Consider the following 14,354-nt stretch of genomic DNA (forward strand, 5'->3'; position numbering starts at 1 on the left):
TATTCAAGAGTTACGCCGACCTGAAAGCTATCCGCTGAATCCATAATCAACTCGGTCTGCCAGGTCGATGTAGAACGCAAGACACCTCGGTCGGCTCCCTCTCCCTCCGGGAGAGGGCTGGGGTGTGGGGAAGCTTCACAGCAGGTTCAAAGCCAAACACCAGACATAAAAAAGGGGACGCACACGGCGTCCCCTTTTCGTTGCAACAATCTCAATCAGAACGCCGGCAATACCGCGCCTTTGTACTTCTCGGTAATGAATTTCTTCACTTCCGGACTGTGCAGCGCAGCGGCCAGTTTCTGCATCGCGTCGCTGTCCTTGTTGTCCGCGCGGGACACGAGGATGTTCACGTACGGCGAATCGTTGCCTTCGATCACCAGCGCATCCTTGGACGGATCGAGCTTGGCTTCCAGCGCGTAGTTAGTGTTGATCAGCGCCAGATCGACCTGAGTCAGCACGCGCGGGATGGTCGCGGCTTCCAGTTCACGGATCTTCAGGTCTTTCGGGTTGGTCGCGATGTCTTTGACGGTCGACAGGATGTTGGTCGGATCCTTCAGCGTGATCACGCCCGCCTTGGCCAGCAGCAACAGCGCACGGCCGCCGTTGGTGGCGTCGTTCGGGATCACCACGTTGGCGCCGCTTGGCAGATCCTTCAGATCCTTGAGCTTGCTCGAGTAAGCGCCCAGCGGCTCCAGATGCACACCTGTCACGGCGACCAGATTGGTGCCCTTGGCCTTGTTGAACTCATCGAGATACGGCTGGTGCTGGAAGAAGTTGGCGTCCAGGCGTTTTTCCGCGACCTGTACGTTCGGCTGAATGTAGTCGGTGAACACCTTGACCTTCAGATCCACGCCTTCTTTGGCCAGCGCCGGCTTCACGAACTCGAGGATTTCTGCGTGCGGCACCGGAGTGGCGGCCACGGTCAGGGTTTCGGCGTGGGCCGAGAATGCCGCAACGGCAGCAAAAGCAGCGATCAGTTTTTTCATTCAGCTAACTCCTTATGAGGCGCCCGTCTGGCGCCTGCCAGCGAATGGCCGGCTCATCTGTTCAATACAAAACTGCTTATTTGCGCGAGAAATGCACGACCAAGCGGTCGCCCACCATCTGCAACACTTGCACCAGAATCAGCAGCAACACCACGGTGACGATCATCACGTCAGTCTGAAAACGCTGGTAACCGAAACGGATCGCCAGGTCACCCAGACCACCGGCACCGACCACACCGGCCATCGCCGTGTAGGACACCAGTGTAATCGCCGTCACCGTAATCGCCGCGAAGATGCCCGGGCGGGCTTCCGGCAGCAAGGCGTTCATGATGATCTGCCGCGTGGTCGCGCCCATCGACTGGGTCGCTTCGATGATGCCCCGATCGACTTCACGCAGCGCGGTTTCCACCAGACGCGCGAAGAACGGTGTGGCACCGACGACCAACGGCGGAATCGCACCGGCCACGCCCAGTGACGTGCCGGTGATCAGCACGGTGAACGGGATCATCACGATCAACAGAATAATGAACGGCAGCGAACGCAGGATGTTCACGGCCAGCGACATAAATGCGTAGAGGCCACGGTTTTCCAGCAACTGGCGCGGGCTGCAGAGGAACAGCAACACGCCCAGCGGCAGGCCGAGCAGCACGGTGAACAGCAGCGAACCGCCAAGCATCAGCATCGTGTCGCCGGTGGCCAGCCAGATTTCGTACCAGTCGATATTGGTGAAGAAACTGATCAGGTCTTCCATTAGCGCAATACCTCCATGTGAACGTCAGCGGCGGTGAAGCGGGCGAAGGCCGCTTCCATGTCGCCACCGGTGACGGCGAGGGTCAATTGCCCGTAAGGAATGTCTTTGATGCGGTCGATGCGACCGGCAAGGATGCTGTAGTCGACACCGGTTTCCCGGGCGACAGTACCGAGCAGCGGCGCGTAAGTCGCTTCGCCCTGGAAGGTCAGACGCACGATGCGGCCCGGCACGTGAGCGAAGTCATCACGCTGCTCGCTTTCGTCGATCTGCTCGCTTTCCTGGACGAAACGCTTGGTGGTCGGGTGCTTCGGATGCAGGAACACATCGGCCACCGAACCTTGCTCGACGATCACGCCGGCATCCATCACCGCCACTTGATCACAGACGCGACGGATCACATCCATCTCGTGGGTGATGAGGACGATGGTCAGCTTCAGTTCGCGGTTGATCTCGGCCAGCAGTTGCAGGACCGAAGCGGTGGTCTGCGGGTCGAGGGCGCTGGTGGCCTCGTCGCACAGCAGAATCTTCGGCTTGGTCGCCAGGGCGCGGGCGATGCCGACGCGCTGCTTCTGGCCACCAGACAACTGCGCCGGGTACTTCTTGGCGTGATCGGACAGCCCGACTCGCGCCAGCAACTCGGCAACACGCTTGTCGATGTCGCTGCTCGACAATTCACCCGCCAGGGTCAGCGGCAACGCAACGTTGTCGGCCACGGTCTTGGAGGCGAGCAGGTTGAAATGCTGGAAGATCATCCCGACTTGCTGGCGGAAACGGCGCAGGCCGTTGGCGTCCAGCGCGGTGACTTCTTCGCCGTCGACGATGATCTTGCCGCCGCTGGAGTTCTCCAGGCGATTGATCAGACGCAGCAGGGTACTTTTGCCCGCGCCGGAATGGCCGATCAGGCCGAACACCTGCCCGTTCTCGATAGAGAGACTGGTCGGGTGCAGCGCGGGAATATCCTTACCGGCGACGCGGTAAGTCTTGTGGACGTTTTGAAACTCGATCACGTAGCGAACCTTGTGGGGCGCGTTAGAAAAGGATCAGCGGTTAGCCGGGCGCGCATTTTAGCCTGTCCGTATAGAGGTTCTTAGCATTTATTTCTCAATTAACCTTCGATTTGGCAATAACAGGATCAAAGGTCATAAAAAAGGAACGTCCAAAGCAGCCCATCAGTCACTAAGTAAGCGACTTGAAAACCCTGGGTGCCGTGCCCGGGAACCACTCAAGAGTCCCCGGCCAGCATCGGGGTCAACCGAGGAGTTTACGACTGATGAGCAAGAAGCCTACGTCCGATAAAAGCCAGATGGCCGGAACCGATGCCCCGGATCGTGCCAACACCAACGCCAAACTCGACAGCCTGGAGAAATTCCGCTCCGACGCCACTGGCCAGGCCCTGCGCACTAATCAGGGGGTCAAGGTTGCCGACAACCAGAACACGCTCAAGGCCGGCCCGCGTGGGCCGTCGCTGCTTGAAGACTTCATCATGCGGGAAAAGATCACGCATTTTGACCATGAGCGGATCCCGGAACGCATCGTCCACGCACGCGGCACCGGCGCGCATGGTTTCTTTCAGGCCTATGAGAACCATTCGACGCTGACCAAGGCCGGGTTCCTACAGGATCCGGGGAAAAAGACGCCGGTGTTCGTGCGCTTTTCCACGGTGCAGGGCCCACGTGGTTCCGGCGACACCGTGCGTGACGTGCGTGGTTTCGCGGTGAAGTTCTTCACCGACGAAGGCAACTTCGACCTGGTCGGCAATAACATGCCGGTGTTTTTCATTCAGGACGCGATCAAGTTTCCCGACTTCGTCCACGCGGTAAAACCCGAGCCGCACAATGAAATCCCTACCGGCGGCTCGGCCCACGATACCTTCTGGGATTTCGTGTCCCTGGTGCCGGAATCGGCGCACATGGTCATCTGGGCGATGTCCGACCGCGCGATTCCGAAAAGCCTGCGCAGCATGCAGGGCTTTGGCGTGCACACCTTCCGCCTGATCAATGCCGAGGGTAAATCGCGCTTCGTCAAATTCCATTGGCGCCCTACGGCCGGTACTTGCTCGCTGGTGTGGGACGAGGCGCAAAAGCTTGCCGGTAAAGACACTGACTACCACCGTCGCGACCTCTGGGAAGCGATCGAGATGGGTGACTATCCGGAATGGGAACTCGGCGTGCAGATCATCGAGGAGGAAAACGAGCATGACTTCGATTTCGACATCCTCGACCCGACCAAGCTGATTCCCGAAGAAATCGTGCCGATCACGCCGCTGGGCAAAATGACGTTGAACCGCAACCCGGACAACTTCTTTGCCGAGACTGAGCAGGTCGCGTTCTGCCCTGGCCATATCGTGCCGGGCATCGACTTCTCCAATGACCCGCTGCTGCAAGGTCGGCTGTTTTCCTACACCGACACGCAAATCAGCCGACTCGGTGGGCCGAATTTTCACGAGTTGCCAATCAACCGGCCGGTGGCGCCGTTCCACAACGGTCAGCGCGATGCGCAGCACCGCACGGTGATCGACAAGGGTCGTGCCTCCTACGAGCCGAACTCGATTGATGGCGGCTGGCCGAAAGAAACGCCGCCAGCCGCGCAGGACGGTGGTTTCGAAAGTTATCCAGAGCGCATCGACGCCAACAAAATCCGTCAACGCAGCGAGTCGTTCAGCGATCACTTCTCCCAGGCGACTCTGTTCTTCAACAGCATGAGCGATCACGAGAAGGAGCACATCATTGCCGCTTACAGCTTCGAGCTGGGCAAGGTTGAGCGCGAGTTCATCCGTGCGCGGGAAGTGAACGAGATTCTGGCCAACATTGATTTGGAATTGGCCAAGCGTGTGGCGGCTAATCTGGGTCTGCCTGCGCCTACCAAAGGCACGGTGGATGCGCGCAAGGTGTCATTCGATCATTCGCCTGCGCTGAGTCAGGCGAACCTGTTGCCAGAAAATATCAAGACACGAAAAGTGGCGATTCTTGCTGCTAACGGTGTCGATGGTGCAGCGATTGATGCGATGAAAAAAGCATTGGCCGCTGAAGGCGCACACGCCAAGTTACTTGGGCCGACTTCGGCACCAGTGAAGACCGCTGACGGCAAAATGTTGCCCGTGGATGCTTCTATGGAAGGCATGCCATCAGTGATCTTCGATGCGGTGTTTGTGCCGGGTGGCGCGGCGTCGGTCAAGGCGTTGAGCGGCGACGGCGTGGCGTTGCATTACCTGCTGGAGGCTTACAAGCATTTGAAAGCGATTGCGCTACACGGGGAAGCCAAGCAGCTGCAGGATTTGCTGAAACTGGAGGCGGATGCTGGATTGCTGCTGGGCAAGGATGTGCCGGCGTTGACCAAGCCGTTCTTTGCGGCGATCGGGCAGCATCGGGTTTGGGAGCGGGAGCCTAAGGCCAAGGCCATTCCGGCTTAAAAAGCAAAAGATCGCAGCCTTCGGCAGCTCCTACAGGGTGTACCTCAATCCCATGTAGGAGCTGCCGCAGGCTGCGATCTTTTTTACGGTTTACGCGGACTCAACACCATCTGCGCCGGTACGGTGCGCACGGTCTGCTTCTCGATCTTCAGATCAAAATCCGGGTTGAGCTTCTTGACCCGCTTGGTCAGCAACGTCGCCAACCACGGATAATCATTGGTCCGTGGCGCCTGAATCGTCACCCCACACTCATAATTCACCACATCAGCGGCAATCGCATCGAGTTGCCGGCGAAGTTTGCGGCTATCGGTGATGTTCAGCGCAACCGTGGTGCTTTCAGCGGTCGGATCGATCACCTTGGCTTTCGGCTTGGCCTCGGCGGCCAGCAACGCGGCCTCAGCCTTTTCCAGCTCAGCCTTGCGCGCTTCAGTGATGGCGCCGTTGACGCCACCGGTCAGCGCCGGCGCTTTCGGCATCAACGCACGGGCGCGGCTCAACGCCGTAGCGGCGGCATTCACATCACCCTTCTGCAGCACGATCTGGCTGCGACGCAGATACGCTTCGGCAAGCTGCCGCTGGTATTGCTCAAGGGATTGATCGTCTGGGGTTTCTTTCTGCAAAGCGGCCAATTGATCTTCGGCGGTGGCCAGTTCGCTGCTGGCCAGGCTTTGCTCCAGCTGTGCGATGGCCGTAGCCCGCGCATCGGGGACTTCGGCCACCGGCGGCGTGCTTTGGCAGGCGCCCAGCAGCACTGAAAATGCGACAAGGAGCAGATAACGGGAGGCGAACGGCTTCATTCCTGCGACTCTCTATTTGCGCAAAAAGCGGCCAAGTCTACACCCCACGACGGGGCAGAACAAAACTCAACAGAAACAGTGCGGCCGCCGTCACAACGATTGACGGCCCGGCCGGGGTGTCCTTGAACCACGACAGCGCCAGCCCGCCACACACGGCGAGCATGCCCAGCAGGCTCGCGCCCACGGCCATCTGCTCCGGCGAACGGGCGTGACGCTGTGCCGCAGCCGCGGGAATGATCAGCAGTGAAGTAATCAGCAACACACCGACGATTTTCATCGCCACCGCGATCACCACCGCAATCAACAACATCAGCGCCATGCGCAGGCCCGCGACCGGCAGGCCTTCGACCTTGGCCAACTCTTCATGCACGGTGATCGCCAGCAATGGCCGCCACAGCGTCACCAGCAACACCAGCACCGCCGCGCTGCCGCCGAGAATCCACGCAAGGTCGGTCGGGCTGATCGCCAGCAGGTCGCCGAACAAATAGGCCATCAGGTCGATCCGCACTTCATGCATGAAGCTTAGTACCACCAGACCGAGAGAGAGCGTGCTCGGTGCGAGAATTCCCAAAAGCGTGTCAGACGCCAGCGGTTGACGCTGTTGCAAGGTCACCAAAAGCACCGCCAGCAACAGGCAGCCTACGGTGACCGCGACGGTCGGGCTGACATCCAGCAAAAAGCCCAAAGCCACGCCGAGCAATGCGGCGTGGGACAGGGTGTCGCCGAAATAGGCCATGCGCCGCCAGACCACGAACGAACCCAGCGGACCTGCAACGATCGCCAGCGCCAGACCTGCAAGCAGGGCATACAACAGAAAATCAGCCATGCTTGCAGTTGTCTCCGTGAACGTGAGGTTGGCCAATCACCGGCCCTTTGACCACCGAACCGTGCAGGTCGTGAGCGTGGTCGTGATGGTGGTGATAGACCGCCAGGCTCTGCGCGTTCTTGCCGAACAGCTCGACAAAAGCAGGATCGCCGCTGACCTGCTCGGGATGCCCGGAGCAGCAGACGTGACGGTTGAGGCAGACCACCTGGTCGGTGGTGCTCATCACCAGATGCAAATCGTGGGACACCATCAGCACGCCGCAACCATGGCGGTCGCGCAGCCGGGTGATCAGGCTGTACAACTCGGCCTGGCCGGCGACGTCGACGCCTTGGACCGGTTCGTCGAGAACCAGCAATTCCGGCTCGCGCAGCAACGCTCGCGCAAGCAGCACACGCTGCATTTCGCCGCCGGAAACGCTTTGCACCGGGCTGTCGATGACGTGTTCTGCACCGACTTCCTTCAATGCCGCCAGCGCACGCGGACGATCAACGCCCGGCACCAGGCGCAGAAAGCGCAGCACCGACAGCGGCAGGGTCGGATCAACGTGGAGTTTTTGCGGCATGTAGCCGACGCGCAGTTTCGGCTTGCGCCAAACGCTGCCGCTGTCCGGCTTGAGCAAGCCAAGCACGGCGCGCACCAGTGTGGTTTTGCCGGCGCCGTTGGGGCCGATCAGGGTGACGATCTGCCCCGGCTCGACGCTCAGCTCGATGTTGTCCAGCACGGTCTGCCCGGCAAACGTGACGGCGACCTGCTCCAGACGGATCAGCGCTTTGCTCATCAAGCCCCCTGGCAACCGGAGCACAGGCCGACAACTTCGACGGTCTGCGCTTCGACGATGAAACCGACGTCTTTGGCGCTGTTGATGATCGCGTCGCTGATCACTTTTTGCTCAAGTTCGATGGCGGCGTGGCAATCGCGGCAAATCAGGAACTGGCCTTGATGCGCGTGTTCCGGTTGCACGCAGCCAACGAAGGCGTTGAGCGAGGAGATGCGGTGCACCAGGCCGTTTTCCAGGAGGAAATCCAGCGCGCGGTACACGGTTGGCGGCGCAGCGCGGCGACCGTCCTGCTCGCTGAGCACGGCAAGAATGTCGTAGGCGCCCAGCGGTTTGTGGCTCTGCCACACCAATTCCAGCACCCGGCGGCGCAACGCGGTCAGGCGCAAGCCTTTCTGGGCGCACAAGGTATCGGCCTCGGACAAAGCGCTGTGCACGCAATGAGAGTGGTCGTGGGGACGGCTGGCAATCGGTGTAATAGGCATGGGCGGCGACGAGTTTTGATAGAGACGTTATTATGTTACCCGTTCTCGCCTCCTTGAGTGGTCATCGTGTCCCGACTTTTTTCTGTTTTTGTGGCTTTTGTCGCCAGTTTTCTGCTGATCGGTTCGGCTCAGGCCGAGGTCAAAGTCCTCACCAGCATCAAGCCGTTGCAGCTGATTGCAGCGGCCGTGCAGGACGGTGTGGCGATTCCCGAAGTGCTGCTGCCGCCGGGTGCCTCGCCGCACAATTACGCCCTGCGGCCATCCGACGTACGGAAGGTGCAATCGGTGGATCTGCTCTACTGGATTGGCCCGGACATGGAGGGTTTCCTGCCGCGCGTGCTGAATGGTCGGACGCTGCCGAGCGTCGCCGTACAGGATTTGCCAGGGATGAAACTGCGGCGTTTTGCTGAAGACAGTCACTCCCACGCGGAAGAGGCCGACGAACATGATCACGACCACCGTCCGGGCACGCTGGATGCGCATTTGTGGCTATCGCCGGTGAATGCCCGGGTGATTGCCGACAAGATGGCGGCAGACCTGAGCACTGCCGACCCGGCCAACGCCGAGCGTTATCAGAGCAATGCCAAGGCGTTTGACGCGCGTCTGGATGCACTGGATCAGCGTTTGAAGAAGCGTCTGGCCAGTGTTGAAGGCAAGCCCTACTTCGTCTTTCACGAGGCGTTTGATTATTTTGAAGAGGCTTATGGCTTGAAGCACACCGGGGTGTTCAGCGTGGCTGCCGAAGTGCAGCCGGGGGCGCAGCATGTCGCGGCGATGCGCAAGCGGTTGCAGGAAGTGGGCAAGACTTGTGTGTTCAGCGAGCCGCCGTTGCGTCCGCGCTTGGCCGAAACGTTGGTGGCCGGGCTGCCGGTGAAATTGGCGGAACTGGATGCGTTGGGCGGGTACACCCCGGCGACGGCTCAGGGTTATGAGCAAGTGCTGGAGAAGTTGGGTAACGATCTGGCCGGGTGCCTGGAATCGTTGTAATCCCATAGAAAAAGATCGCAGCCTTCGGCAGCTCCTACAGGTGATCCCATGTAGGAGCTGCCGGAGGCTGCGATCTTTTGATCTTAAAGCGCGAAAGGCAACGGTGTATTGACCTGCTGCCGCTGCGCCAAGCGCTGCTCAAATTCCTGCGGATCGTGAATCAACACGTCCTGCCCGGCAAACTGCTCCGCCGCAATCAACCGCGACAGCCAGAACCGCACACACGCCACGCGCAGCATCGTCGGCCACAACTCAGCCTCCGCCGCAGTAAACGGGCGCAGCGCCGCATAAGCGCCAAGGAATGCGCGAGCACGCGGGCCATCAATCAGACCATCCTCGCCCGAACACCAGTCGTTCAAGGCAATCGCCACGTCGTACAGCATCGGTCCTGAGCAGGCGTTGTAGAAGTCGATCAGCCCGGTCAGGTGCGTGCCTTCGAACATCGCGTTGTCGCGAAACAGGTCGGCGTGAATGTTCGCCCGAGGCAACGCGAGAATCTTGTCTTTGCGCTCGGTGATCTCGTCCAACGCCTTTTGCAGCAAGGCACGCGGCTCATCGCCCAGGTGCGAGAGAAACTCCGTGCCCTCTTCCAGCATCCAATCCAGGCCACGATCAGTCTTGCGCTTGATCATGCGCTCGCCCTGGGTCGCCAGGTGCAGATGCGCCTGCAACTCGCCGACCTGCGCGCAATGCTGGGCATTGGCGACCTTGATGTGCTTGCCGGACAAGCGCGGTTGCAGCAGCGCCGGTTTACCTTTCAGTTCACGCAACGCCGCGCCGTCGGTGGTGCGCAATGCGTACGGCACCGGCAGATCGGCCTCGTGCAAGACATCGAGCAGGTCGATGAAGAACGGCATCTCCTGCACCGGCCCGCGCTCAACCAGGGTCAGGACGAACTCGCCCTGCTCCAGGCTGATAAAGAAGTTGGTGTTTTCGCTGCCAGCGGCGATCCCCTGGAAATCAAGCAGACGGCCAAGCCCGTAAGGGGCGAGAAAGGTTTCCAGCTCTGGCCGAGCCAGGGGAGTGAACACAGACATGGTTAAAAACTGCTCAGTTCAGGCGCCACGACCGCGGGGCGCCGATTAAAAGTCGGGAATCTTACTTCCAGGTAAAGATTTCCCACGCGGGAATCAACATATTCGGCTGATCGGAGCGGATGTAGTTCGCGTCCGTACCATCGGCGCGCACCAGAAAATACGGTTTGCCACCCTTTGGCGTGACCTTGATCGCGTAGACGAAGCCACTGCGACTGTATTCCTGGATGACCTTGTCGCCTTCCGTGTGCGTGTTGATGGTAACTTCCGACTCCGAAACGGGCGCATCATCCGCCGCCATCGCGGCCAAAGGTGAGGCAGCAAACAGACCGACCAGCAGCAAGCGATTTAACGTACGCATGATAACCTTGTCCCTTTGTCGTCAACGGTCCCGCTATTCTAGCGCCGGACCCGCCGAAAAGGTTGATCCTGCTCATGAGCCAAGCCCCCCTCGTCCTGGTGGACGGTTCGTCTTACCTGTACCGCGCCTTTCACGCGCTGCCACCACTGACCACCTCCAAAGGCCTGCCGACCGGTGCGGTCAAAGGCGTGTTGAACATGCTCAAGAGTCTGCGCAAGCAGTACCCGGACAGCCCGTTCGCGGTGGTATTCGACGCCAAGGGCGGGACATTTCGCGATGAGATGTACGCCGAATACAAAGCCAATCGCCCGAGCATGCCCGACGACATGCGCGTGCAGATCGAGCCGCTGCACCAGAGCGTGATCGCCCTCGGCTTCCCGCTGCTGTGCGTCGAAGGCGTCGAGGCTGACGACGTGATCGGCACCCTCGCCCGCAGCAGCGCGGCGGCGGATCGTCCGGTGGTGATCTCCACCGGCGACAAGGACATGGCGCAACTGGTCGACGGCCACATTACCTTGGTCAACACCATGTCCGGTAGTTCGATGGACGTGGAAGGCGTGAAGGAGAAATTCGGCGTCGCACCGGAGCAGATCATCGATTATCTGGCGCTGATGGGCGATTCGTCTGACAACATTCCGGGCGTTCCGGGCATCGGTCCGAAAACCGCGTCCGGCCTGTTGGTCGGGGTCAACGGCGGCCTTACCGAGCTGTACGCCAATCTCGACATCGTCCCGACCCTGCCGATTCGCGGCGCAAAAACCCTGCCGGCCAAGCTCGAAGAGCATAAGGAGATGGCGTTCCTCTCCTATCAACTGGCGACCATCAAGGTCGACGTGCCGCTGGACGTCGAACTCGACGATCTGCAAATGGGCGCGGAAGATCCCGCCAAGCTCTACGAGCTGTACTCCCTGCTGGAATTCAAAAGCTGGATCAATGATCTGGATCGCGACGCCAAACGTCTGGAATTGAGCGCGGCCAGCGAGCCTGCACCGGCCGGCGATCTGTTCAGCGCGCCAGAAGCCGAAACGCCTGCCGCTCCGACTGAAGCCGCGTACGAAACCATCCTCGATCAGGCGCGGTTCGACGTCTGGCTGGAAAAACTCAATAACGCCAAGCTGTTCGCCTTCGACACCGAAACCACCGGCATCGACGCGCAGCAGGCGCAACTGGTCGGCCTGTCGTTCGCCGTGCAGGCCAACGAAGCCGCGTATATCCCGCTGACCCACTCCTACATCGGCGTGCCAGATCAGTTGGATCGCGACACCGTGCTGCGCGCCCTCAAGCCGATTCTCGAAGACCCGAGCAAGCTCAAGGTTGGCCAGCACGCCAAGTTCGACATGAATATCCTGGCCAACTGCGCCATCGGCGGCGATCAGAGCCAAGGCATCACCGTGCGCGGCATTGCCTTCGATACGATGCTTGAGTCTTACGTACTCAATTCCACCGCCACCCGCCACGACATGGACAGCCTCGCGCAGAAGTATCTGGATCACACCACCGTGAGCTTCCAGGACATCGCAGGCAAAGGCGCCAAACAGCTGACCTTCGACCAGATCGCGCTGGAGCAGGCCGGGCCGTATGCCGCCGAAGACGCTGATATCACCCTGCGTCTGCACCAGACGCTGTTCGAAAAACTCAGCGCCATTCCGAGTCTGGCCAGCGTTTTGACCGACATCGAGATTCCGCTGGTGCCGGTACTGGCGCGCATCGAGCGCCAAGGTGCGTACGTCGACGCAGCCCTGCTCGGTGTGCAAAGCATTGAGCTGGGCGACAAGATGGTCGCGCTGGAGCGCGAAGCGTTCGAAATCGCCGGGGAAGAATTCAACCTTGGCTCGCCGAAACAGCTGGGCGTGATTCTCTACGAGAAACTTGGTCTTCCGGTGCTGAAGAAAACCGCCAAGGGTCAGCCGTCCACCGCTGAAGAAGTGTTGGCGAAGCTCGCTGAAGACGATCACCGCTTGCCGAAGGTGCTGATGGAGCACCGCTCGATGAGCAAGCTGAAAAGCACTTACACCGATCGCCTGCCGGAGCAGATCAACCCGCGCACCGGGCGTATCCACACCTCGTATCATCAGGCTGTGGCGTCGACCGGGCGCTTGTCCTCCAGTGATCCGAACCTGCAGAACATCCCGGTGCGTACCGCTGAAGGTCGGCGTATCCGTCAGGCGTTCGTCGCGCCAAAGGGCTACAAACTGCTGGCAGCGGACTATTCGCAGATCGAACTGCGGATCATGGCGCACCTGTCCAAAGACGAAGGCCTGATGAACGCCTTCCGCAACAATCTGGACGTGCACACTGCGACGGCTGCCGAAGTGTTCAAGGTCGAACTCAACGAAGTCACCTCCGACCAGCGCCGTGGCGCCAAGGCGATCAACTTCGGTTTGATCTACGGCATGGGCGCGCAGAAGCTCGGCAAGGACATCGGCGTCGACACCAAGACTGCCAAGGCTTACATCGATACTTACTTCGCCCGTTACCCGGGGGTTCGCGAGTACATGGATCGCACCCGGGCGCAGGCGGCGGATCAGGGTTATGTCGAGACCTTCTTCGGGCGTCGTCTGTACCTGCCGGAGATCAACTCGAACAAGCCGCAGGAACGCGCTGCCGCCGAGCGCACGGCGATCAACGCGCCGATGCAGGGCACGGCTGCGGACATCATCAAGAAAGCGATGGTGGCGGTGGATAATTGGCTGGCGACGTCCGGGCTGGACGCTCGCGTCATCTTGCAGGTACACGATGAACTGGTGCTGGAGGTTCGCGAGGATCTGGTCGAGCAGGTCAGTGCCGAGATTCGCGTGCACATGAGCGAAGCGGCGAAACTGGATGTGCCGCTGCTGGTTGAAGTGGGTGTGGGCAACAATTGGGATGAGGCTCACTGAGCCTTTTGAACACGGTTTGCCGCGACCCGTTGTCGCGGCAACCCAGGTGAAACCTGCTTATTTCGAAAAGCGCTTGGGATTATTCCAAAGCTTTTTGAAAAAATTCTGAACTAATCTGGAAGGACACTACTCAGAGTTACTGAATGGCTGGTGAAGCCCTTCGATGCTCCTATGTTGTGTTAAGTGTTGGCAGATATCTGAACCCCGCCCTAGCGGTTCGGAACTTAAACCCCGGAACTTCTCCCTCCCCAATGAAGTCCGGGGCTTTTTTTGCCCGAAAATTGGCTGTGGCACGCTCAGACTGCGTTGAAAGCACAGCTAAAAATGCTCATTTAGGTACCCTAAACTCCGCTTTTTAGCTGTGCTTTCGCCTTGCCTGAGCGCACCACAGCCAATTTTCTAATCCCTGTTTACTCAGCCGCCTCGGCGCCTTTGTCTGCGAGTTCCATCCAGCCTGCCAATACAGTGTAGGCCTCTTCCAGGCCCATGCGTTTTGGTGCGGAAAACAGTTGGATGGTGACTTGATCGCCCCAGCCTTTGCGAATTTCCGACTGCACTTTGAGCAAGGTGTTCTTGGCGGCGCCGTAGGTCAGCTTGTCGGCCTTGGTCAGCAGGATGTGCATCGGCATGCCGGCCGCCACGGCCCAGTCGAGCATCAGCAGGTCGAAGTCGGTCATTGGATGGCGGATGTCCATCATCAGAATCAAGCCCTTCAAACTCTCGCGGCCACCGAGGTAAGCCTCAAGATGACGCTGCCAGTGCATCTTCAGCGGGATCGGTACTTTTGCGTAACCGTAGCCCGGCAGGTCGACCAGACGACGATCTTCGTCTAGCTTGAAGAAGTTCAACAGCTGTGTGCGACCCGGGGTTTTTGAGGTTCGCGCCAGGCTGGCGTGAGTCAAAGTGTTCAGCGCGCTGGATTTGCCGGCGTTGGAACGACCGGCAAACGCCACTTCGAAGCCTTCGTCGTCAGGGCATTGATCGACTTTGGCAGCACTGAGCATGAACGTGGACTGTTGGCACAGGCCGAGGATGGGATTCTTGAGTTGCATGGGATTTCCGAT

13 protein-coding genes are annotated in these 14,354 nt (G+C 59.8%); 3 read left to right on the plus strand and 10 right to left on the minus strand.

Annotation, left to right across the window (positions count from 1 at the left end; genetic code table 11):
- Positions 1 to 215 precede the first annotated feature (215 nt).
- From ACIF4X_RS28050 to ACIF4X_RS28060, 3 genes are all read right to left on the minus strand, one after another.
- Complete coding sequence (locus ACIF4X_RS28050) at positions 216 to 986, minus strand: MetQ/NlpA family ABC transporter substrate-binding protein (RefSeq protein ID WP_095113104.1); 771 nt, start codon at positions 984 to 986, stop codon at positions 216 to 218.
- 76 nt (positions 987 to 1,062) lie between these two features.
- A complete protein-coding gene (locus tag ACIF4X_RS28055) occupies positions 1,063 to 1,737 on the minus strand; it encodes a methionine ABC transporter permease (protein WP_016986455.1) in 675 nt (224 codons plus the stop codon).
- Entirely contained in the window at positions 1,737 to 2,744 is a 1,008-nt protein-coding gene (locus tag ACIF4X_RS28060) for a methionine ABC transporter ATP-binding protein (RefSeq protein WP_397484556.1), read from the minus strand. Before ACIF4X_RS28060 ends, ACIF4X_RS28055 begins: the two co-directional genes overlap by 1 nt.
- Before the next feature lie 260 nt (positions 2,745 to 3,004).
- On the opposite strand from ACIF4X_RS28060, the gene katE reads away from it, so the two are divergent.
- Positions 3,005 to 5,146 (plus strand): catalase HPII, encoded by a 2,142-nt coding sequence (gene katE / locus ACIF4X_RS28065; RefSeq protein WP_397484564.1) that lies wholly within the window; start codon positions 3,005 to 3,007, stop codon positions 5,144 to 5,146.
- A gap of 83 nt (positions 5,147 to 5,229) precedes the next feature.
- On the opposite strand, the gene ACIF4X_RS28070 is transcribed toward katE, so the two are convergent.
- From ACIF4X_RS28070 to ACIF4X_RS28085, 4 genes are read right to left on the minus strand one after another with little or no spacing between them, the layout of a single operon-like run.
- Positions 5,230 to 5,943: a PA5502 family lipoprotein gene (locus tag ACIF4X_RS28070; protein WP_397484557.1), complete on the minus strand. Its 714-nt coding sequence runs from the start codon at positions 5,941 to 5,943 to the stop codon at positions 5,230 to 5,232.
- Between the two features lie 37 nt (positions 5,944 to 5,980).
- Entirely contained in the window at positions 5,981 to 6,769 is a 789-nt protein-coding gene (gene znuB, locus ACIF4X_RS28075; RefSeq protein ID WP_242209721.1) for a zinc ABC transporter permease subunit ZnuB, read from the minus strand.
- The gene (gene znuC, locus ACIF4X_RS28080) at positions 6,762 to 7,547 is read right to left on the minus strand and encodes a zinc ABC transporter ATP-binding protein ZnuC (RefSeq protein ID WP_397484558.1); all 786 of its coding nucleotides are present in this window, start codon (positions 7,545 to 7,547) and stop codon (positions 6,762 to 6,764) included. The genes znuB and znuC overlap by 8 nt, the downstream gene beginning before the upstream one ends.
- A complete protein-coding gene (locus ACIF4X_RS28085) occupies positions 7,547 to 8,029 on the minus strand; it encodes a Fur family transcriptional regulator (protein WP_397484559.1) in 483 nt (160 codons plus the stop codon). Before ACIF4X_RS28085 ends, znuC begins: the two co-directional genes overlap by 1 nt.
- A gap of 66 nt (positions 8,030 to 8,095) precedes the next feature.
- Here ACIF4X_RS28085 and ACIF4X_RS28090 point away from each other — a divergent pair, with 66 nt between their 5' ends.
- Complete coding sequence (locus ACIF4X_RS28090) at positions 8,096 to 9,016, plus strand: zinc ABC transporter substrate-binding protein (protein ID WP_397484560.1); 921 nt, start codon at positions 8,096 to 8,098, stop codon at positions 9,014 to 9,016.
- Positions 9,017 to 9,099: 83 nt separating this feature from the next.
- On the opposite strand, the gene ACIF4X_RS28095 is transcribed toward ACIF4X_RS28090, so the two are convergent.
- Positions 9,100 to 10,053 (minus strand): homoserine kinase, encoded by a 954-nt coding sequence (locus ACIF4X_RS28095; protein WP_397484561.1) that lies wholly within the window; start codon positions 10,051 to 10,053, stop codon positions 9,100 to 9,102.
- 61 nt (positions 10,054 to 10,114) lie between these two features.
- Positions 10,115 to 10,411, minus strand: a complete 297-nt coding sequence (locus ACIF4X_RS28100) for a DUF2782 domain-containing protein (protein ID WP_397484562.1) — start codon at positions 10,409 to 10,411, stop codon at positions 10,115 to 10,117.
- A 74-nt stretch (positions 10,412 to 10,485) separates the two neighbouring features.
- Here ACIF4X_RS28100 and polA point away from each other — a divergent pair, with 74 nt between their 5' ends.
- Complete coding sequence (gene polA, locus ACIF4X_RS28105; protein WP_397484563.1) at positions 10,486 to 13,290, plus strand: DNA polymerase I; 2,805 nt, start codon at positions 10,486 to 10,488, stop codon at positions 13,288 to 13,290.
- Positions 13,291 to 13,700: 410 nt separating this feature from the next.
- Here the strand turns inward: polA and yihA are convergent, their stop codons facing one another.
- Complete coding sequence (gene yihA, locus ACIF4X_RS28110; RefSeq protein WP_064389730.1) at positions 13,701 to 14,342, minus strand: ribosome biogenesis GTP-binding protein YihA/YsxC; 642 nt, start codon at positions 14,340 to 14,342, stop codon at positions 13,701 to 13,703.
- Positions 14,343 to 14,354 lie beyond the last annotated feature (12 nt).

It is taken from the genome of Pseudomonas sp. NPDC085632, from assembly GCF_044541255.1.
Taxonomy (GTDB): domain Bacteria; phylum Pseudomonadota; class Gammaproteobacteria; order Pseudomonadales; family Pseudomonadaceae; genus Aquipseudomonas.

Bases quoted from the DNA above. Each gene is read 5' to 3' on its own strand.
- znuC (WP_397484558.1), bottom strand. From the start codon at position 7,547: ATGAGCAAAGCGCTGATCCGTCTGGAGCAGGTCGCCGTCACGTTTGCC.
- ACIF4X_RS28055 (WP_016986455.1), bottom strand. From the start codon at position 1,737: ATGGAAGACCTGATCAGTTTCTTCACCAATATCGACTGGTACGAAATC.
- znuB (WP_242209721.1), bottom strand. From the start codon at position 6,769: ATGGCTGATTTTCTGTTGTATGCCCTGCTTGCAGGTCTGGCGCTGGCG.
- ACIF4X_RS28070 (WP_397484557.1), bottom strand. From the start codon at position 5,943: ATGAAGCCGTTCGCCTCCCGTTATCTGCTCCTTGTCGCATTTTCAGTG.
- ACIF4X_RS28100 (WP_397484562.1), bottom strand. From the start codon at position 10,411: ATGCGTACGTTAAATCGCTTGCTGCTGGTCGGTCTGTTTGCTGCCTCA.
- polA (WP_397484563.1), top strand. From the start codon at position 10,486: ATGAGCCAAGCCCCCCTCGTCCTGGTGGACGGTTCGTCTTACCTGTAC.
- ACIF4X_RS28095 (WP_397484561.1), bottom strand. From the start codon at position 10,053: ATGTCTGTGTTCACTCCCCTGGCTCGGCCAGAGCTGGAAACCTTTCTC.
- yihA (WP_064389730.1), bottom strand. From the start codon at position 14,342: ATGCAACTCAAGAATCCCATCCTCGGCCTGTGCCAACAGTCCACGTTC.
- ACIF4X_RS28085 (WP_397484559.1), bottom strand. From the start codon at position 8,029: ATGCCTATTACACCGATTGCCAGCCGTCCCCACGACCACTCTCATTGC.
- ACIF4X_RS28050 (WP_095113104.1), bottom strand. From the start codon at position 986: ATGAAAAAACTGATCGCTGCTTTTGCTGCCGTTGCGGCATTCTCGGCC.